This window comes from Enterobacter sp. H2G27 (assembly GCF_054403075.1).
The window spans coordinates 2,058,276-2,076,805 of sequence record NZ_JBSVSI010000001.1 but is presented as its reverse complement, the minus strand read 5'-3'; the positions used below and the strand labels follow the sequence as shown (position 1 = coordinate 2,076,805).

General features: G+C 58.9%; 17 protein-coding genes. 15 read left to right on the top strand and 2 right to left on the bottom strand.

Translation table 11 applies throughout. The features are described 5' to 3' along the window. Window positions 1-130 precede the first annotated feature (130 nt). The 15 genes from ACW9E7_RS09835 to dsbG all read left to right on the top strand — a co-directional run bounded on the left by ACW9E7_RS09835 (window position 131) and on the right by dsbG (window position 16,836). Entirely contained in the window at window positions 131-1,612 is a 1,482-nt protein-coding gene (locus tag ACW9E7_RS09835; protein ID WP_458727696.1) for an alpha/beta hydrolase, read from the top strand. 95 nt (window positions 1,613-1,707) lie between these two features. After that, window positions 1,708-2,919 carry a diguanylate phosphodiesterase gene (locus ACW9E7_RS09830; RefSeq protein ID WP_458727695.1) on the top strand — a complete coding sequence of 404 codons (1,212 nt, stop codon included), beginning with the start codon at window positions 1,708-1,710 and terminating at the stop codon, window positions 2,917-2,919. Window positions 2,920-3,007: 88 nt separating this feature from the next. Continuing rightward, window positions 3,008-3,898 carry an aminoimidazole riboside kinase gene (locus ACW9E7_RS09825; RefSeq protein WP_458727694.1) on the top strand — a complete coding sequence of 297 codons (891 nt, stop codon included), beginning with the start codon at window positions 3,008-3,010 and terminating at the stop codon, window positions 3,896-3,898. A gap of 173 nt (window positions 3,899-4,071) precedes the next feature. Further along, window positions 4,072-5,589, top strand: a complete 1,518-nt coding sequence (locus ACW9E7_RS09820; protein ID WP_458727693.1) for a carbohydrate porin — start codon at window positions 4,072-4,074, stop codon at window positions 5,587-5,589. Window positions 5,590-5,655: 66 nt separating this feature from the next. Next, window positions 5,656-7,026: a sucrose-specific PTS transporter subunit IIBC gene (locus tag ACW9E7_RS09815; RefSeq protein ID WP_032656958.1), complete on the top strand. Its 1,371-nt coding sequence runs from the start codon at window positions 5,656-5,658 to the stop codon at window positions 7,024-7,026. Further along, window positions 7,026-8,432, top strand: a complete 1,407-nt coding sequence (locus ACW9E7_RS09810) for a sucrose-6-phosphate hydrolase (RefSeq protein ID WP_458727692.1) — start codon at window positions 7,026-7,028, stop codon at window positions 8,430-8,432. Before ACW9E7_RS09815 ends, ACW9E7_RS09810 begins: the two co-directional genes overlap by 1 nt. Before the next feature lie 28 nt (window positions 8,433-8,460). After that, the gene (locus ACW9E7_RS09805; protein WP_115875128.1) at window positions 8,461-9,477 is read left to right on the top strand and encodes a LacI family DNA-binding transcriptional regulator; all 1,017 of its coding nucleotides are present in this window, start codon (window positions 8,461-8,463) and stop codon (window positions 9,475-9,477) included. An 89-nt stretch (window positions 9,478-9,566) separates the two neighbouring features. Next, window positions 9,567-11,117 (top strand): methyl-accepting chemotaxis protein, encoded by a 1,551-nt coding sequence (locus ACW9E7_RS09800; RefSeq protein WP_458727691.1) that lies wholly within the window; start codon window positions 9,567-9,569, stop codon window positions 11,115-11,117. Window positions 11,118-11,235: 118 nt separating this feature from the next. Then, window positions 11,236-11,754, top strand: a complete 519-nt coding sequence (locus ACW9E7_RS09795; RefSeq protein ID WP_458727690.1) for an AAA family ATPase — start codon at window positions 11,236-11,238, stop codon at window positions 11,752-11,754. A gap of 148 nt (window positions 11,755-11,902) precedes the next feature. Beyond that, a complete protein-coding gene (locus ACW9E7_RS09790) occupies window positions 11,903-12,322 on the top strand; it encodes a hypothetical protein (protein ID WP_023327517.1) in 420 nt (139 codons plus the stop codon). 5 nt (window positions 12,323-12,327) lie between these two features. Continuing rightward, window positions 12,328-12,888, top strand: coding sequence for an RNA polymerase sigma factor (locus tag ACW9E7_RS09785; RefSeq protein WP_458728386.1), 561 nt, complete (start codon window positions 12,328-12,330; stop codon window positions 12,886-12,888). Between the two features lie 87 nt (window positions 12,889-12,975). Beyond that, window positions 12,976-13,344 carry a hypothetical protein gene (locus ACW9E7_RS09780; protein ID WP_458727689.1) on the top strand — a complete coding sequence of 123 codons (369 nt, stop codon included), beginning with the start codon at window positions 12,976-12,978 and terminating at the stop codon, window positions 13,342-13,344. Between the two features lie 48 nt (window positions 13,345-13,392). Then, window positions 13,393-15,417, top strand: a complete 2,025-nt coding sequence (locus tag ACW9E7_RS09775) for a protein-disulfide reductase DsbD family protein (protein WP_458727688.1) — start codon at window positions 13,393-13,395, stop codon at window positions 15,415-15,417. 7 nt (window positions 15,418-15,424) lie between these two features. Next, entirely contained in the window at window positions 15,425-16,036 is a 612-nt protein-coding gene (locus tag ACW9E7_RS09770) for a DsbA family protein (RefSeq protein ID WP_023292370.1), read from the top strand. 41 nt (window positions 16,037-16,077) lie between these two features. Beyond that, on the top strand, window positions 16,078-16,836 hold the full coding sequence (dsbG, locus tag ACW9E7_RS09765; protein ID WP_115875116.1) for a thiol:disulfide interchange protein DsbG: 759 nt from the start codon (window positions 16,078-16,080) through the stop codon (window positions 16,834-16,836). A gap of 39 nt (window positions 16,837-16,875) precedes the next feature. Here the strand turns inward: dsbG and ACW9E7_RS09760 are convergent, their stop codons facing one another. Continuing rightward, a complete protein-coding gene (locus ACW9E7_RS09760) occupies window positions 16,876-18,168 on the bottom strand; it encodes a glycoside hydrolase family 10 protein (protein ID WP_458727687.1) in 1,293 nt (430 codons plus the stop codon). A gap of 7 nt (window positions 18,169-18,175) precedes the next feature. After that, complete coding sequence (locus tag ACW9E7_RS09755; RefSeq protein ID WP_032647326.1) at window positions 18,176-18,463, bottom strand: VF530 family protein; 288 nt, start codon at window positions 18,461-18,463, stop codon at window positions 18,176-18,178. Between the last annotated feature and the right edge of the window lie 67 nt (window positions 18,464-18,530).

Genomic DNA, 18,530 nt, shown 5'->3' with positions numbered 1-18,530 from the left:
TCAACATTTGTGCAGCGTAGTTCACTTTTGGTGCACTGTCTGACGCGGCAGATATGAATTTGGTGAATACGTCAGTCCGTTCACATTTTTGATAAGATAGATGTACTGTGAATATAAAAGGGATCCCGGCATGGCAAATTTGCCCTGGCGAGTCAGCGTGCGCCTGATGGCGCTTGCAAAGAAAACAGGAATGATCGTGGGGATCGTACTGGTCGTCCTGCTGGCGGTGCGGGTCTATCTCTCGCAGCAGGGGCCGGAACTGCACCTGTGGCACACCTGGCGGGCCAATGAGATGTCCGCGCGCGAGATGGACAACACCGACTTTGCCGGGTATCAGGCCCGGGAAAGGGCGATTTTCACCGATCTGGATAACGCGGTGACGGCGAAAACAGCGGGCGAGGAACAAAACCCGTTAAACCGCTATTACCGCCAGAGCCTGGTGTGGCCCGGTCAGTTTGACCCCGATGCCAACCGCTCCTTTGTGCTGATGCCGGCCGGAAAGCCACGCGGCGCGGTGGTGCTGCTGCACGGTTTGACGGACTCGCCTTACAGCGTCCGACGCCTTGCCGTGAATTATCAACAGCACGGCTTTGTGGCCGTGGTCCCGCGTCTACCCGGGCACGGCACCGCGCCCGGTGCGCTGACGGACGTTGACTGGGAAATGTGGCTGGCGGCGACGCGTCTTGCGGTGCGGGAAGCCACGCGCCTGGCGGGTGAGGCTGTGCCTTTGCATCTGGTGGGCTACTCCAACGGCGGGGCGCTGGCGATGAAATATACCCTCGATGCGCTTGACACTTCTGCGCTGCGTAAACCCCAGCAGGTGATCCTGCTCTCACCGATGATCGGCGTGACGTCCTTTGCGCGCTTTGCCGGTTTCGCCGGGTTACCGGCGCTGCTGCCGGCGTTTGCTAAAGCAGCCTGGCTGAATATTGCGCCGGAATATAACCCGTATAAATACAATTCTTTCCCGGTTAACGCCGCTCGCCAGTCGTGGCTGCTGACGAAGGCCCTGCAGGAGCAGATTGGCCGTGAGGCGCGGGTAAACAGGCTGGCGAAATTGCCGCCGGTGCTGGCGTTCCAGTCGGTCATGGATTCTACGGTCAGCACCCGCGCGGTGGTGACCGGCCTGTTCGACCAGCTTCCCGCAAACGGCAGCGAGCTGGTGGTGTTTGACATCAACCAGGCGGCGAGCTTCCGCCCGCTGTTCAAACCGTCGTCGTGGACGGCTACCTCGGCCCTACTGCCGGTTGCGCAAAGGCGTTACAGTGTCACTATTATTACCAATGCTGGCGAGCACAGTTTCTCGACGGTGGCGAAAATCACTCCAGCAGGCAGCACGCAGGAGACGGTCATGCCGCTTGCGCAGTCCTGGCCGCAGGATGTCTATTCCCTGTCGCACGTTGCGGTGCCGTTCCCGCCGGATGACGATCTTTATGGTCGTGAACCTGCAGTGAAAAACCGCTACGGCATCAGCCTCGGGACGATTGCGCTCTGGGGAGAAACGTCCGTGTTGAGCGTCGGAAAAGAGGCGCTGATGCGGGTCACCTCGAACCCGTCCTACGACTATATGCAGGAGAGGATCGACAGCCGGATTGGCGACGGGGGAAAGTAACGTTCCTTTGTGGTGTGAATAAGTTAGGTCGCATTGATTAAGTATGTTAAATAGTAGCTTCAAGGCACCTCTTTTTCTCATCGGAACCCATTTTTGTGCTGACGACTCTGATTTACCGAAGCCAGTTGAATTTATCCCGCCCGTCCACCGAACTGCGGGAGCTGGTGGAGCGCGCCAGGGGCCGCAACACAAAACTGGATATTACCGGCGTCCTCCTGGCTAAAGGGAACGACGTTCTGCAGATCCTCGAAGGGTCCGAAGAGAGTGTGGTCAAACTGTTCCATACCATCCGTGAGGACAAGCGGCACAGCGGGGTGGTAGAACTGCTGCGGGACTATGGTCCGCGCAGACGCTTCGAAAACGTCGGCATGCTGCTGTTCGATCTGCAAATGCAGTCGCCTAAAGAGGTGCTGCAGTCGGTGCTGCGCTACAGCAAGCTGGAGAGCTATCTGACCTCCGACGATCGGGTGTTCAAATTTATTCAGACCTTTATAACCGGTAAACGTCCGGCCCCGTCGGGGGCACGCTACACCCCGGACAAATGGACGCTCTCGACCGAAACGTTACCCTTTGGTGAGCATCTGGGCCTGATTGTCGGGCAAACCTGCCAGTTTGCGCTGCAGCCTATTGTCGAGCCCTCGGAAGGGAAGATCAGCTCCCTTGAGGCGCTTATCCGCGGCAACGACGGCGGCAGCCCGGAGCATTTCTTCAGCACCGTTAACCCGGACAACGTCTACGAAGTCGATCTCCAGACAAAAGCGTATGCCTTTGCGCTGGCGGAAAAGCTGGGCATTGGCAGCCATAAAATCGCGGTAAACCTGCTTCCCATGTCGCTGGTAAATGTCCCTGGCGCAGTGGAATTTCTGGTCAATCAGATTAAAAAGCATGGCCTTCAGCCGGAGCAGGTGGTCATTGAAGTCACTGAAAACGAGATGATCTCAGGGTTCAACCAGTTTAACAGCGCCATCAAGCAGCTTCGCGGCGAGGGGATTGGCCTGGCGATCGATGATTTTGGTTCGGGCTATGCCGGGCTTTCGCTGCTGACCCGCTTCCAGCCGGACAAAATTAAAATCGACCGCGAAATTGTCAGCAACGTCCACCTGAGCGGCCCGAAGCAGGCGATCGTGCGCTCCATCATCAGCTGTTGCTCCGATCTGGAAATCACCCTGGTGGCTGAAGGCATTGAGAAAATAGAGGAGTGGTGCTGGCTTGAATCCGCCGGTATCCGTCGTTTCCAGGGCTTCCTGTTTGCCCGGCCGCAGCTAAATGGCGTTGGTGATATTCACTGGCCTCATCTGGTGCGTTAAGCCAATTTTCCCTCCCGTTGTTTCCCCTTTGCCCGGCCTGTGCTTAAATAGCTAAAACGGTTTAACATAGTTTAGCTAAGAGGATCACATGAAGAAAATCTGGGTACTTGGCGATGCGGTAGTGGATTTGCTGCCCGATGGAGAAGGCAGATTGCTGCAGTGTCCCGGTGGCGCACCGGCGAACGTTGCGGTCGGTATTGCCCGGCTCGGCGGCCAGAGCGCCTTTATCGGCAGGGTTGGCGACGATCCTTTCGGGCGCTTTATGGCGAAAACGCTCGCCGACGAGCGGGTTGACGTGACGTGGATGCGCCTTGACCCGGCGCACCGCACCTCAACGGTAGTGGTCGATCTCGACGACCACGGCGAGCGCTCGTTTACGTTCATGGTGCGCCCGAGCGCCGATCTTTTTCTGGAACCCGCCGATCTGCCACCGTTTAGCGCCGGAGAGTGGCTGCACGTCTGCTCCATCGCGCTAAGCGCCGAGCCGAGCCGTACGGCGACATTTGAGGCAATGGCCGCCATCCGTGAAGCGGGCGGTTACGTCAGCTTCGACCCCAATATTCGCCCGGACCTCTGGCCGGATGAGAACGCACTGCATGGCTGCCTGGAGCAGGCCCTGCAAAGCGCCGACGTGGTGAAACTTTCGGTAGAAGAGCTGGTCTTTTTCACCGGCAGCGCGGAGGTCAACGTCGGTCTGGAGGTGCTGATGCAGCGCTGCCCGGCGCGTCTGGTGCTGGTCACTCAGGGTAAAGAGGGCGTCATCGCCTGGCATGACGGCGCCGTGGAGCACTATCCGGCAACGCCTGTGGAGTGTGTCGATACCACCGGCGCGGGCGATGCCTTCGTGGCGGGACTGCTCTACGGGCTGGCTGCCGGGCAGGACCTGACGCCGGTCATCGCCTTAGCCCAGCGCTGCGGCGCATTAGCCACCACGGCCAAAGGGGCGATGACCGCCTTGCCGTGGCAGCACGAACTGTAATTCCTCCCTTCACAGGCCGCCATCCGGCGGCCTGAATTGTCGCCTCGATCACACTTACTAAAACGGTTTAGCAAAAAAGATTGCCGATCCAAAATTCACAGGTTTAGTATCAGCAACCTAAACCGGTTTAGCAATTTAGCACGTTTAATGACTTCTTTTAGGGATGCGACAAAATGTATAAAAAACGCAGACTTGCCGTGATGATAGGCATGCTGGCCGGAAGTACCTCTGTTTTTGCCCAAACGGATATGACAAGTATCGAAGCGCGTCTTGCCGCGATGGAGCAGCGCCTCCAGGCGGCGGAAACGCGTGCGCAGGTGGCTGAAAAACGCGCCGCCGATGCGGAACAAAAAACGCAGCAGCTGGTTGCCGCTCAGCAACAGACGCAAACGACAACTCAGGCGGTAGCGCAGCGCACCACCGCGCTGGAGAAGAAGGCGGATCAGACCGGCGGGTTTGAGTTCCACGGCTATGCCCGCTCTGGCCTGCTGATGAACGATGCCGCCTCCAGCAGCAAAAGCGGCCCTTACCTGACCCCAGCTGGTGAAACCGGCGGCGCGGTAGGGCGTCTGGGGAACGAAGCCGACACCTACGTCGAGCTGAACCTGGAGCACAAGCAAACCCTGGACAACGGGGCGACCACGCGCTTTAAGGCGATGCTGGCCGACGGTCAGAGAACCTATAACGACTGGTCAGCCGATACCAGCGATCTCAATATTCGTCAGGCCTTCGCGGAGCTGGGCAACCTGCCTGATTTTACCGGCGCGCTGAAGGGGAGTACCTTCTGGGCGGGTAAACGCTTCGACCGCGACAACTTTGACATTCACTGGCTGGACTCCGACGTGGTGTTCCTGGCCGGTACCGGCGGCGGCGTTTACGACGTGAAATGGAACGATTCGCTGCGCAGCAACTTCTCCATTTACGGCCGCAACTTCGGCAGCGTGGAGCAGACCGACAACAACGTTCAAAACTATATTCTCAGCATGAACCACTTCGCCGGCCCGTTCCAGCTGATGGTGAGCGGCCTGCGGGCGAAAGATAACGACGACCGTAAAGACACTAACGGCGATCTCATCAAAACCGATGCTGCCAATACCGGCGTTCATGCCCTGGTCGGCTTGCATAATGAGAGCTTCTACGGCCTTCGCGAAGGGACTGCAAAAACGGCGCTGCTGTACGGTCACGGTCTGGGGGCGGAAGTCAAAAGCATCGGCTCCGACGGCGCGCTGCTGTCTGAGGCGGATACCTGGCGCTTCGCAAGTTACGGTGTCACGCCTGTCGGCGGCGGCTGGAGCATTGCGCCCGCCGTTCTGGCACAAAGCAGTAAAGATCGCTACGTCAAGGGCGATAGCTATGAGTGGGTAACGCTCAACACCCGCCTGATTAAAGAGGTCACCCAGAATTTCGCGCTGGCGTTCGAGGGAAGCTATCAGTACATGGATTTAAATCCGGAAGGCTATAAGGACCGCAACGCCGTCAACGGCAGTTTCTACAAGCTGACCTTTGCGCCAACCTTAAAAGCGAGCAAAATCGGCGATTTCTTCAGCCGTCCTGAGCTGCGCCTGTTTGCCACCTGGATGGACTGGAGCAGCAAACTGGATCATTACGCCAGCGATGATGCCTTTGGCAGCAGCGGCTTCAACGCCGGCGGGGAATGGAACTTTGGGGTCCAGATGGAAACCTGGTTTTAACCCATCACGCTCCCGCCTGGCGGGAGCGTCTCGTACATCATAAAAAGAAGTCAGGCAGAGGTATCTATGGATTTTAATCAAATCGCCCGCGAGCTTATCCCGCTGCTCGGTGGCAAGGAAAATATCGCCAGCGCGGCGCACTGCGCAACGCGTCTTCGTCTGGTGCTGGTTGATGACGCGCTGGCGGATCAGCAGGCTATCGGCAAGGTCGACGGCGTAAAAGGCTGCTTCCGTAACGCCGGGCAGATGCAGGTGATTTTTGGTACGGGCGTGGTCAACAAGGTTTACGCCGCGTTTATTCAGGCGGCCGGGATAAGTGAGTCCAGCAAGTCGGAAGCTGCGGATCTGGCGGCGCGCAAGCTGAACCCGTTCCAGCGCATTGCCCGTCTGCTCTCCAACATCTTTGTGCCGATCATCCCCGCGATTGTGGCGTCCGGTCTGCTGATGGGCCTGCTAGGCATGGTGAAAACCTACGGCTGGGTCAATGCCGATAACGCCCTCTACATCATGCTGGACATGTGCAGCTCCGCGGCGTTCATCATTCTGCCTATTCTGATTGGCTTTACCGCCGCGCGCGAATTTGGCGGTAACCCGTACCTCGGCGCGACGCTGGGCGGAATTCTGACCCACCCGGCGCTGACCAACGCCTGGGGCGTGGCGTCGGGCTTCCACACCATGAACTTCTTCGGTCTTGAGATCGCGATGATTGGCTATCAGGGCACGGTATTCCCGGTGCTGCTGGCCGTCTGGTTTATGAGCATCGTCGAGAAAAACCTGCGCCGCGCGATCCCGGACGCGCTGGACCTGATCCTGACCCCGTTCCTCACCGTCGTCATCTCCGGATTCATCGCCTTGCTGATTATCGGCCCGGCAGGGCGCGCTCTGGGGGACGGTATCTCCTTTATCCTGAGCACGTTAATTGAACACGCGGGCTGGCTGGCCGGGTTGCTGTTCGGCGGGCTTTACTCGGTAATTGTGATCACCGGTATTCACCACAGCTTCCACGCGATTGAGGCCGGACTGCTGGGCAACCCGTCGATTGGCGTTAACTTCCTGCTGCCGATCTGGGCCATGGCGAACGTGGCGCAGGGCGGTGCCTGCCTGGCGGTGTGGTTCAAAACCAAAGACGCCAAAATCAAAGCCATTACCCTGCCGTCGGCGTTCTCTGCGATGCTGGGCATCACCGAAGCGGCCATTTTTGGTATCAACCTGCGCTTCGTTAAGCCGTTTATCGCCGCGCTGATTGGCGGCGCGGTGGGCGGGGCCTGGGTGGTCTCCGTACATGTATACATGACCGCCGTCGGGCTGACCGCCATCCCGGGCATGGCCATCGTGCAGGCCAGCTCGCTGCTGAACTATATTATCGGCATGGTGATTGCCTTCGGCGTGGCGTTTACCGTCTCGCTGCTGCTGAAATATAAAACGGATTCTGAATAATGACGTTACCTTCCCGCTGGCCTGCGATCCTGCAGGCCGTTATGAAAGGTCAGCCGCGGGCGCTGGCGGACAGCCACTATCCGCAATGGCACGCCGCGCCGGTGACGGGGCTGATGAACGATCCGAACGGGTTTATCTGGTTTGCCGGCCGCTACCACCTGTTCTATCAGTGGAACCCGCTGGGCTGCGAGCATCGCTTTAAGTGTTGGGGGCACTGGAGCTCTGCGGACCTCGTGCACTGGAGGCATGAGCCGCTGGCGCTGATGCCCGACGAAGAGTATGACCGCAACGGCTGCTACTCCGGTAGCGCCGTGGGTAAAGAGGGCGTCCTGACGCTTTGCTACACCGGCAACGTCAAGTTTGATGACGGCAGCCGCACCGCCTGGCAGTGCCTGGCCGTGGAGCAGCCGGACGGAACGTTTACCAAGCTGGGGCCGGTGCTGGCGCTGCCGGAAGGCTACACCGGACACGTGCGCGACCCGAAGGTGTGGCAGCACGACGGGGAGTGGTACATGGTGCTCGGCGCGCAGGATATGCAAAAGCGCGGCAAGGTGCTGCTCTTTAAGTCAGCCGATTTGCACGCCTGGACGTCCTGCGGGGAGATCGCCGGTCACGGGGTTAACGGCCTGACGGACGCGGGGTATATGTGGGAGTGTCCGGACCTGTTTGCCCTCGACGGAACGCATGTCCTGATCTGCTGCCCGCAGGGGCTGGCGCGTGAGCCGCATCGCTACCTCAACACCTATCCGGCAACCTGGATGAGCGGGGCGTTTGACTATGCCAATGCGGCATTCGATCACGGCGAGCTGCACGAGCTGGACGCGGGGTTTGAGTTCTACGCCCCGCAAACCACGCTGGCGGAAGACGGTCGCCGCATCCTGATCGGCTGGATGGGCGTACCGGACGGGGAAGAGATGCTTCAGCCAACCCGGGCGCACGGCTGGATGCACCAGATGACCTGCCCGCGCGAATTACGGTACCGCGACGGAAGGCTCTGGCAGACCCCGGCGCGCGAGCTGGCGGCGCTGCGTGAAGATGAGCAGCGCTGGCAGGGGCGCGCCAGCGACGCGCCCGAACTGGACGCGACGCGTCTGGAGTTTGAGCTGGGCGCCGCGCACGTGAGCGTCGATTTTGCCGGCGCGCTGCGTCTTATGGTCGATGAGCAGGGCGTGCGTCTGGAACGCGCGAGCCTGAAAACCGGTGAAACGCTGACCCGCTACTGGCAGGGCGACGTCACTCATTTACGCGTTCTCTGCGACCGCTCCAGCGTCGAAATCTTCATTAACCACGGCGAAGGGGTGATGAGCAGCCGCTATTTTCCTGCCCATCCGGCCCGGGTGCGATTCGAAGGTGCGTCCGATATCACATTACGCTACTGGTCGCTGCGCGCCTGCATGATAGAATGAGGGTTTTGGCAGCCGGATCTAAGTCGTTGTGAGAAAAACAAAACGCGTCACCATTAAAGACATCGCGGAACTGGCGGGCGTGTCAAAAGCCACCGCCAGCCTGGTCCTGAACGGGCGCAGCAAAGAGCTTCGCGTGGCGGAAGAGACGCGCGAGCGCGTGCTGGCGATTGCAAAAGAGCACCACTATCAGCCCAGCATTCACGCCCGGTCGCTGCGCGATAACCGCAGCCACACCATTGGTCTGGTGGTCCCGGAGATCACCAACTACGGTTTTGCCGTCTTTTCTCACGAGCTGGAAACGCTGTGCCGCGAGGCGGGCGTTCAGCTGCTGATCTCCTGCAGCGATGAAAACCCGGGGCAGGAGACGGTAGTGGTGAACAACATGGTGGCGCGTCAGGTGGACGGGCTGATTGTGGCTTCCAGCATGCTCAACGATGCGGACTACCATAAGCTCAGCGAGCAGCTGCCGGTGGTCCTGTTTGACCGCCACATCAACGACAGCGCGCTGCCGCTGGTGATCACCGATTCCATTACCCCGACGACCGAACTGGTGGCCGACATTGCGCGCCAGCATCCTGATGAGTTCTACTTTCTCGGCGGCCAGCCCCGCTTATCCCCGACGCGCGACCGTCTGGAAGGGTTTAAGCAAGGGCTGCGTGAGGCCGGCGTGGAGCTGCGCCCCGAGTGGATCATTCACGGCAACTATCACCCGAGCTCGGGATACGAGATGTTTGCTGAACTCTGCGCCCGCCTGGGGCGTCCGCCAAAAGCGCTCTTCGCCGCCGCCTGCGGGCTGCTGGAAGGGGTGCTGCGCTATATGGGCCAGCATAACCTGCTGCAAAGCGATATCAGGTTAGCCAGTTTTGACGATCACTATCTCTACGATTCGCTGACGATCCCGGTGGATACCATCCGCCAGGATAACCGACAGCTGGCGTGGCACTGCTTTGATTTGATTAGCAAACTGATCGAGGGGGAGACCCCGGAACCGTTGCAACGCAAGCTATCTGCCACCCTGCAGCGGCGCTATAAGTCATCTAAATAGCCCGACTGGATACTTCAATAACTTTAATTAATTTAAGTTTTGGAAGCGCCGATAACCATAAGGAATAATTCTCCTTGAGGTATTGGTTTATGTCGTTGAAAAAGTTGTCCCTGATTGTCCTGTTCTCGCTGCTTTTCTTCTTTGTTGTCAGCACCGTCACCAGCGTTGGCCTCATCATTAAAAGTAATAATTCGCTGGATAACGTCAACAAAGAGATCCAGGTTGTGTTGTCCATTATTGACCCCATCAACCACAGCCGTACGCTACGCGTGAGGGTGATGGAGTATGTGAAGATGGTGGAAGCGGGTAATACTGCCGACGAGGCTGCCAAGCTTACCGCCGTGAAAGAGGCGCTGACCAAAGCGGACCACGCCTTTGCGGCATTTATGGCGTCGCCGCGTCTGCCGGATGAAGCGCCGCTGGTGACTGCCTATCAGGACGGCTGGCAAAACTACCGCAACCAGGGGCTGGCGCCGCTGATCGATGCCGCCGAGGCGCACGATGTCGCCAAATTTAACGCGCTGATCCCGGAAGTCTCCCGCCTTGACCGCCAGTACGAGATCGTTCTCGACCAGGTGCTTTCCGTCCACCAGAAATACGCCAAAAGCCTGAACGAAGATGCGAGCAGTAACTTCGTCTCTGGCCTGGCGATTGTTGCCGCTATCGCCAGCCTGTTTGTGGTGGTGATTATCGCCGTCAGCCTGCTGATGAAGCGCTTTGTCTTTGCGCCGATCAACCTGGCGCGCGAACACTGCAGCCAGATTGCGGCAGGCAAGCTGGACATTCCGGTGCCGGTGAAGGGGAGCGCACATAACGAAATCGATCATCTTATGAACTCGATGGAGCAGATGCGTCAGGCACTGCTGGCGACAATCGCCCAGGTGCGCGATGCGAGCCATACCGTAACGCACGCAGCGCAGGAGATTGCCTCGGGAAATATCGACCTGGCGTCACGCACCGAACAGCAGGCTTCCGCGTTAACCCAGACGGCGGCCAGCATGGAAGAGCTGAGCGCGACGGTGGCGAACAATACCGACAACGTTTATCAGGCCGGTAAACTGGTGCAGGACGCGGTGAAAAATGCCCACACCGGTGAAGCGGTGACCCGTGAAGTCATCGACACGATGAATACCATCGCGGCGAACTCGAAGCGCATCGAAGACATTACCAGCGTGATTAACAGCATCGCCTTCCAGACGAACATCCTGGCGCTGAACGCGGCGGTTGAAGCGGCGCGCGCCGGTACCCAGGGACGCGGCTTTGCGGTCGTGGCCAGCGAAGTACGCACCCTGGCGCAGAAAAGCGCTGTGGCGGCCAAGGATATCGAAAGCCTGATCGCGCAGTCGGTTTCCAGCGTGAAAAACGGTGCAGAGCTGGTGAGCCGCTCGGGCGAGGTGATTGACTCGATTATTTCGTCAGTGAATAAAGTGAATACGCTGATGGAGCAGATCTCCGTCGCCTCTGAAGAGCAGAGCCGCGGGATCGGCCAAGTCGGGCAGGCGGTGACCGAAATGGACGGCGTGACCCAGCAGAACGCCGCGCTGGTGCAGCAGTCCGCTGCGGCAGCGGCCTCGCTGGAAGAGCAGGCGCAGCAGCTTTCACGGAGTATTTCGAGTTTTAGGTTGCCGTTGCAGGCTTGATTGAATGAAGGAGGCTCCGTAAGGAGCCTTTTTTGTACCTGGCATAACTGTAACTGTATAATTCAGGAGATCTCTACAGGCAGCACAAATCTAATATTAACTATCACCAGGGAAAGTTATGTTAATCATTTTTAGTGGGCTACCCGGCAGCGGTAAAAGTACCGTTGCAAAAATTGTTGCTCAAAGGCTGGGGGCTGTTTATCTGCGGGTTGATACCGTTGAGCAGGCCATTCGTTCAGTTTCTGAACCCGGCCAGAAAACGGGTCCGGAGGGCTATTTTGCCCTCTATGGCTTAGCAAGTGAGAATCTTAAGCTGGGTTCCACCGTTGTGACCGATTCCGTTAATGATATTAACCTTGTGCGAGATGCTTTCCGCAATATTGCTCTGTCGTTGAATGTCCCTTTCCTGGAAGTTGAAATTGTCTGCTCAGACGAAAAAGAACATCGTTTTCGCGTAGAGAACAGAATATCTGATATCCCGGGACTCACGCCTCCTGACTGGGAACGCGTAAAAAACCGTGAGTATGAACCCTGGGAGAGAGAACATCTCATCTTGGACACCGCTGCGTTATCAGCGGAAGAGTGTGCAGATAAAATCCTGGAAATAAGGAATAAGATTGCGCTTAACCGGCCTTAAACCATGGACAAGCGCCTGCAATGGCTTTCACGGGGCGTGTGAAAAACGCTCCTCGCAAAATTTTCCATTCACCCCAGCAATATTTCCCTCCCTCATCCGTCTACCTCATCACACGCCATAATCAGTTACTGTAAACGAGGTAAACACCATGAGAGATTTTGAAATGCACGGCAGAGGTCACGGGCGCGGATTCGGTCGCCACCGCATGGGTAAAGGCTTAGTCATCGGCGCGGTGATTTTCATCGTGCTCGGCCTGCTGGTGATGTCCCTGTGGAACGCCTTGCTCCCGGCGATCCTCGGCGTGAAGGCCATCGGATTCTGGCAGGCGCTGGGCATTCTGGTGCTGAGCCGCATTCTGTTTGGCGGGCTGGGTTTCCGCCCCGGAATGTTTGGCGCGCACCGCCGGATGCACGAGCGCTGGATGAACATGACGCCCGAACAGCGCGAGGCGTTTATTCAGCAGCGTCGCGAAGGGTTTGGTCGTCACGGTCGCGGGCACTGCGGCTGGCACGGCCATCGTGACGATAAGCGCGACGACGCCACGCCGAAAGCGCCGGACGCAGAGTGAGCGAGATGAAAGCCGGGGAGGCGGGCGGATCCATGCTGATGTCGGCGCTAAACGCCTGCCGCGCCCGGCTGACAGCCTTCATTCGCGGACGGACGTCCGTTCGCGATGATGCCGACGACATTTTGCAGGAAGTGACGTATCAGCTGATGAAAGTGGAGCAGCCGGTCGAAAACGTCGCCGCCTGGCTGTTCCGCGCGGCGCGTAACGAGATGACCGACCGGGCGCGTAAAAAGCGTGAGGTATCGCTCTCCGGCTATTTTACGGGCGATGACGACGACGGTTTTCCGGAAGACGAGCTGGCCGAAACCCTGTTCGGCGTACCGCACACGCCGGAAGAGGAGTACCTCAAGACGCTGCTGTGGCAAGAGCTGGGGCAGGCGCTGTCTGACCTTCCTCCGCCGCAGCGCGAGGCGTTTGAAAAGACCGAGCTCCACGGTTACAGCATTAAAATGCTGGCAGAGGAGACCGGCGCCAGCGAACAGGCGCTGTTATCCCGCAAGCACAAGGCGGTGCTGTTTCTGCGCACGCGGCTGCGGGACGTCTATGACGCGCTGACGGGCGAATAGCGGCGACAGACAAAACCTTACACTTCCGGCACTTGTAGATTCATCACTATCGTTTATGATCGGGGCGTCTCGTCACTCTGGAATGTTATGCGCAACCGTCAGCTCCTCGGAAAATGGCTTTTGATTATCACCTGTCTCGCGATGGCGCTTTGCCTCGTGCAGCGTGCGGTGATGCTCAACCATTTTTTACAGGGACTGGATCCGCAGATTTCACTGCGTGCAGATGCCCCAACGCAAACCAGCACCGAGCAGTCCGGGCCATCGCCCTGTCAGCTAGGCGCGCACTCGCTTCTCTGCGCCCAGCCGCTGTTTTTCGACGGCGCGCTGCCGGCCATTATTATCTTCTTCGCGCTGCTGCAGCTGTTTACGCAAGGGCGGGCAATGGCTCCGGCGGAACAGTCCGTTCAGGCACCGCCTCCCCGAATACACCTGAAAAACTGCGTTTTCCGTGAATGAAAAACATCGTCACCACACGATAATTTTTCACTGTTCACGGAGTACAACATGGTTAACCTCTTCAGGGGATTCGTCTTCCTGTGGCTGTTCTGCATCGGCATTGCCCATGCGGCGGACACCGGCTGGCTGGTCTCCCCTCATAACGATCACGCCCGCATCCGCTTTCAGGCGGAGAGGGAACAAACGCACATTAAGGGCCTGCTCACCGTTGAGCTAAAGCCCGGCTGGAAAACCTACTGGCGATCGCCGGGCGAGGGCGGCGTGGCGCCGAGAATCAGCTGGCCGGAAGGCGTAACGGACAGCTGGTCCTGGCCGGTGCCGTCGCGCTTCGACATCTCCGGCATGACCACGCAGGGCTATCACGATATGGTGACGATCCCGATTACGCTCGACGGAGCGAAGGGCGACACGCTCGACGGGACGCTGACGCTCTCTACGTGCAGCAACGTCTGCCTGCTGACGGACTACCCGCTCCACCTCGATTTTACCCAGCCGGTGGATGAGGGCTTCCGCAGCGCCTTCGAGCAAGCGATGCGCGCCGTGCCGGGCACGTCTGGCGTATCCACGGATCTCTCCGCCTGGCTCTCTGGCGACAAGCTGGTGATTACCAGCACCACGGACGGGAAGTGGGACAATCCGGGGATCTACTTTGACCCGCTGGAGGGCGATATTCTGCCCGGCGAGCCGGTTATTAAACATGACGGCAATACGCTTCGGGTGACGGTACCCGTGACCGACGAATGGGGAGACAAGCCCGCCTCGCTGGAGGGCAAGAGGCTGTCGTTTGTGCTGACCAGTGGTGGTCACGCGCAGCAAACCACCATGAGCGTTGGCGCGACGCCCGTAGCGCCCTCTGCGCCTGAAGGGACGGGCAAAATGGTGCTCTTTGCGCTGCTGGGCGGGCTGATCCTCAACCTGATGCCCTGCGTGCTGCCGGTCATGGGGATGAAGCTTAACAGCATCCTGCAGGCGGGATCGGACAGGCGCGCCATCAGGCTGCGCTTTCTGGCCACCAGCGCCGGGATCCTCACCTCCTTTATGCTGCTGGCGGGAATGGTGACCGCGCTGAAGCTGGCCGGGGCGTCGCTGGGGTGGGGCATTCAGTTCCAGAACCCGTGGTTTATTGGCCTGATGGTCGCCGTGACCTTCCTGTTTGCGCTGAACCTGTTTGGGACGTTTGAAATGCTGCTGCCTTCTTCTGCCGCAGGACGGCTGGCGACGGCAGGGGGAGCGGGGATTGGCGGCAGCTTCTGCGAAGGAATGTTCGCCACCCTGCTGGCGACGCCGTGCTCCGCACCGTTCCTCGGTACCGCGGTCGCTTTTGCCCTTGGCGCGCCGCTGCACGCCCTGTGGCTGATCTTCCTGATGCTCGGCGTGGGCATGAGTCTGCCGTGGCTGTTCGTTGCCCTGGTACCGAACACGGCCATGCTGCTGCCGAAACCCGGCCGCTGGATGAACACGCTCAGGGTCATCCTCGGCTTGATGATGCTGGCCTCCAGCCTCTGGCTGGCGACGCTGTTGAGCGTGCATCTGGGCGAGGCGGTCAGCCAGATCGTGATGCTGGGGCTGACTGCCGTCGCGCTGGTGCTGTTTGCGCTAAAGGGGCAAAAATCTTCGCCGCTGTTCTGGCTGGTAGTCATCGCGCTGTCGGCGTTCGGCGGGTATCAGGTGCGCGGTCTGCTTAACGCGCCGCCTGACGCTCCGGCACAAAACGTTGCGCAGACTATCCCGTGGCAGCCGCTCAGCGAAGAGGGTATCGAGAACGCGCTGGCGCAGGGGAAACGGGTGTTTGTAGATATCTCGGCGGACTGGTGCGTGACCTGCAAAGTCAACGAACACCGGGTGCTCAGCCAGCCGGACGTGATTGCCGCGCTGCGCCAGCCGGACGTGGTGGCCCTGCGAGGGGACTGGAGCCAGCCGTCCGCGTTTATCGCGGATTTTCTGGCGAAGCGAAACCGCTACGCCATTCCGTTTAACGCGGTGTATGGCCCCGGCCTGCCTGATGGCGAGATCCTCTCGCCGCTGCTGGACAAGCGCACCCTGGTCACCACCCTGAACAACGCAAAAGGTTAACTGTGTCATGAAAAAATTCCTTATTACGCTGCTGCTCCTGCTGGCCCCGCTTCAGGTATTTGCCGCCCAGCCGCTGACGCCGGACCAGGAGCAGCGCGCGCAGAAGACGATCGCTGATTTCCTGTTTAACGATCCAAACTCCCCGCGCATCGGCGCGAAAAACCCAAAGCTCACCCTGGTGGTGTTTACCGACTACAACTGCCCGTACTGTAAAAAATTCGATCCGTACCTGGAGAAGATTGTCGAAAAACATCCGGACGTGGCGGTGGTCTTTAAGTTTTTACCTTTCCGCTCGGAAAGTTCGCTGACCGCCGCACGAGACGCGCTAACCGTCTGGCGTGCGCATCCTGAGCAGTTTATGAAGCTGAACCACACCCTGATGGCGAAAAAGGGGTACCACGATGACGCCAGCATTCAGGAGGCGCAAAAGCGGGCGGGCGTGAGCGTGACGACGCCGGATGAGGAGAGTTTTCTGACGATAAGGCGCAGCCTCATTGTGGCGGAAAAAATGGGGATCCAGGGCACGCCCGCCACGCTTATCGGCGAGGGGCTGCTTCCCGGCTGGGTGCCGTTCGAACAGTTCGACGAAATGGTCAGTGAAGCACTGAAAAACCGCTAACCTGAAGGGGGCGAAATGCCCCCGATAAACCGGAGAGGGAAATGAAAAAATTACTGTTACTTTCGGCGCTGGCGACGTCAGGGCTGGTACAGGCGGCTGAAGCCATACCGGACGTGGTGAAGCAGTTCAGCGAGCAGCAGCAGATCAAAATCATCAAGAAGCTGGATGCTCCCGGCGGGGCGCCAGCCTGGCTCGGGCAGTATCAGGATATGGGCGTGACGCTCTTTCTCACGCCGGACGGCAAGCACGTGATCTCAGGTTATCTTTATGATGACAAAGGGAAGAACCTCAGCGAGGGCTACTTCCAGAAAGAGATCTACGCCCCAATGGGACGCGAGATGTGGAAGAACCTCAGCGCGGCGCATCCCCTGAAGGAAGGGGCGGATAGTGCCCCGCGTAAGGTCTTTGTCTTTGCCGATCCGTTCTGTCCGTACTGCAAGCAGTTCTGGTCCGAAGCGCAGCCGTGGGTGAAGGCCGGCAAGGTTCAGCTTAACACGCTGCTGGTGGCGTTTCTCAACCCCAACAGCGGACGTAACGCCTCAGCGATTCTGAATGCGAAAGATCCGGTTTCGGCCTGGCGCGAATACGAGCTTTCCGGTGGGAAAAAATTGCCAAAACCTGAAGGGGACGCTTCCCGCGAAACGGTAGCGATCCTGCAAAAACATCAGGCGCTGATGGACAGCCTGGGCGCAAACGCCACGCCGGCCATTTACTATCTGAATGCGGAAAACGAGCTGCAGCAGGTGGTGGGTATGCCGGATGCCCAGCAGCTTGAGGCGATGTTCGGGCCGAAGCCGTAAAAGACCAGGCAGAAACGGGGCGTTTCTGCCTGGTGGCATTTAGCTACCCCAGCGTCCGCGGAGGTAGTTTACCGCCTGCTGCGTCTGCGGCTGGTTCAGGTAATCTTCCCGGAACAGGATGGTGCCGTTGACGTTGGGCAGCGAATCGTTGAGATCGAGCTGCTTTTTCAGCTCCGGCACGCCGCCCTGAACCGTCCAGTCCGGCTCGTTTCTCGACGGTTCGCCCACCTTGTAGAACGCAATGCCGATATACAGGCGCGTGTGGGTCGGCTTCACGACGTCGGCCCACCATCTGGTCAGCACGTCGTAGCGCGCGGCATCACGCGCGAAGGGCCAGTAAATCTGCGGCGCGATGTAGTCCAGCAGGCCCTGCTGCACCCACTGACGCGTATCGGCGTAGGATTCATCATAGGCCGCGGCGCCGCGGGTGTCGGAGCCTGCCGGGTCAAAGGATCGGTTGCGCCACACGCCCGCCGGGCTGACGCCAAACTCCACGTTGGGTTTTGTCTGCTTGATCGCGCGGGAGACCTGGACGATCAGCTGCTGCGTGTTGTGTCTACGCCAGTCGGCTTTTGAGGCAAACCCCTGGCCGTACTGCCGCCAGGTCTGCGAATCATTCAGCGCGGAGCCCGGCGATTCGGCATAGAAGTAATCATCAAACTGCACGCCGTCTACCGGGTAGTTCGCCACCACTTCGGTCACCACTTTGGTTATCCAGTCCCGCACCTCGGGAATGCCCGGGTCAAGCACAAAGCGGTCGCCCGAGATGCGGACCCATTCCGGGTGCTGGACATAAACGCTGGACGGGGTCTGATAGGCGGTCCGGTTAAGGGCGGCGATGGTGGACGGCTTGGTGTTGGTCGATACGCGATAGGGGTTAAACCAGGCATGGACCTTCATGCCGCGCCTGTGCGCTTCATCAAGCATAAACTGCAGCGGATCGTATCCCGGATACTCACCGATGTTGCCGGTCAGCATATCTGACCACGGTAAAATTTTGGATGACCAGAGCGCCGTGCTGTCCGGCTTCACCTGGAAAAATACCGTGTTGATGCCGAGCTGCTTAAGGTTGTCGAGTTTTGCAATCAGCGCCTGCTTTTGCATCGCGATGCGCTGGTCCGCGCTGCGGCCATTCACCGAGGCCACCGGCGGCCAGTCGAGACGCGAGACGGTCGCCAGCCAGATCCCGCGCATCGGCTCGTTTGCCTGCGGCGTCGGTTTATTGACGGTGGGGAGAGGGGTAACCAGTGATTTGGGTGGTTTTGAGGAGCAGCTTACAAGTAAAAGTGCGCAGGCAGCCAGCGCACCAATCCGTTTTACGTGTCGCGTCATTTGCGTATTAGCTCTTGATAATCCTGCTGTTGGCCCAGGGATTAAAGGCGGGCGCCGCCTGCTCTGTATTTCCCTCATCGTTGAGAGAGTCCAGATACAGGGCTTCGACCTCCGCGCGCGCCCACGGGGTACGGCGCAGAAATTTCAGGCTCGATTTAACGCTGGGGTCTTTTCTGAAACAGTTAATTTTGATTCGGTCGCCCAACTCGCTCCAGCCATATTTCGCCACCAGGGCGTTGACCATCATCTCCAGCGTTACGCCATGCAAAGGATCTTTGGAAATATGTGCAGTCATAGGCGTCCGGATGTCTCGATTTTTAGGGGATTGGGGTAAACGCTGAAAGGGTACAAGAAAGCAGGGG

What these genes read in the sequence shown, in the direction of transcription:
- ACW9E7_RS09785 (WP_458728386.1), top strand. Translation starts at nt 12,328, where the DNA reads ATGAAAGCCGGGGAGGCGGGCGGATCCATGCTGATGTCGGCGCTAAAC.
- ACW9E7_RS09790 (WP_023327517.1), top strand. Translation starts at nt 11,903, where the DNA reads ATGAGAGATTTTGAAATGCACGGCAGAGGTCACGGGCGCGGATTCGGT.
- ACW9E7_RS09795 (WP_458727690.1), top strand. Translation starts at nt 11,236, where the DNA reads ATGTTAATCATTTTTAGTGGGCTACCCGGCAGCGGTAAAAGTACCGTT.
- dsbG (WP_115875116.1), top strand. Translation starts at nt 16,078, where the DNA reads ATGAAAAAATTACTGTTACTTTCGGCGCTGGCGACGTCAGGGCTGGTA.
- ACW9E7_RS09800 (WP_458727691.1), top strand. Translation starts at nt 9,567, where the DNA reads ATGTCGTTGAAAAAGTTGTCCCTGATTGTCCTGTTCTCGCTGCTTTTC.
- ACW9E7_RS09755 (WP_032647326.1), bottom strand. Translation starts at nt 18,463, where the DNA reads ATGACTGCACATATTTCCAAAGATCCTTTGCATGGCGTAACGCTGGAG.
- ACW9E7_RS09815 (WP_032656958.1), top strand. Translation starts at nt 5,656, where the DNA reads ATGGATTTTAATCAAATCGCCCGCGAGCTTATCCCGCTGCTCGGTGGC.
- ACW9E7_RS09825 (WP_458727694.1), top strand. Translation starts at nt 3,008, where the DNA reads ATGAAGAAAATCTGGGTACTTGGCGATGCGGTAGTGGATTTGCTGCCC.
- ACW9E7_RS09835 (WP_458727696.1), top strand. Translation starts at nt 131, where the DNA reads ATGGCAAATTTGCCCTGGCGAGTCAGCGTGCGCCTGATGGCGCTTGCA.
- ACW9E7_RS09820 (WP_458727693.1), top strand. Translation starts at nt 4,072, where the DNA reads ATGTATAAAAAACGCAGACTTGCCGTGATGATAGGCATGCTGGCCGGA.
- ACW9E7_RS09760 (WP_458727687.1), bottom strand. Translation starts at nt 18,168, where the DNA reads ATGACGCGACACGTAAAACGGATTGGTGCGCTGGCTGCCTGCGCACTT.
- ACW9E7_RS09775 (WP_458727688.1), top strand. Translation starts at nt 13,393, where the DNA reads ATGGTTAACCTCTTCAGGGGATTCGTCTTCCTGTGGCTGTTCTGCATC.
- ACW9E7_RS09780 (WP_458727689.1), top strand. Translation starts at nt 12,976, where the DNA reads ATGCGCAACCGTCAGCTCCTCGGAAAATGGCTTTTGATTATCACCTGT.
- ACW9E7_RS09770 (WP_023292370.1), top strand. Translation starts at nt 15,425, where the DNA reads ATGAAAAAATTCCTTATTACGCTGCTGCTCCTGCTGGCCCCGCTTCAG.
- ACW9E7_RS09810 (WP_458727692.1), top strand. Translation starts at nt 7,026, where the DNA reads ATGACGTTACCTTCCCGCTGGCCTGCGATCCTGCAGGCCGTTATGAAA.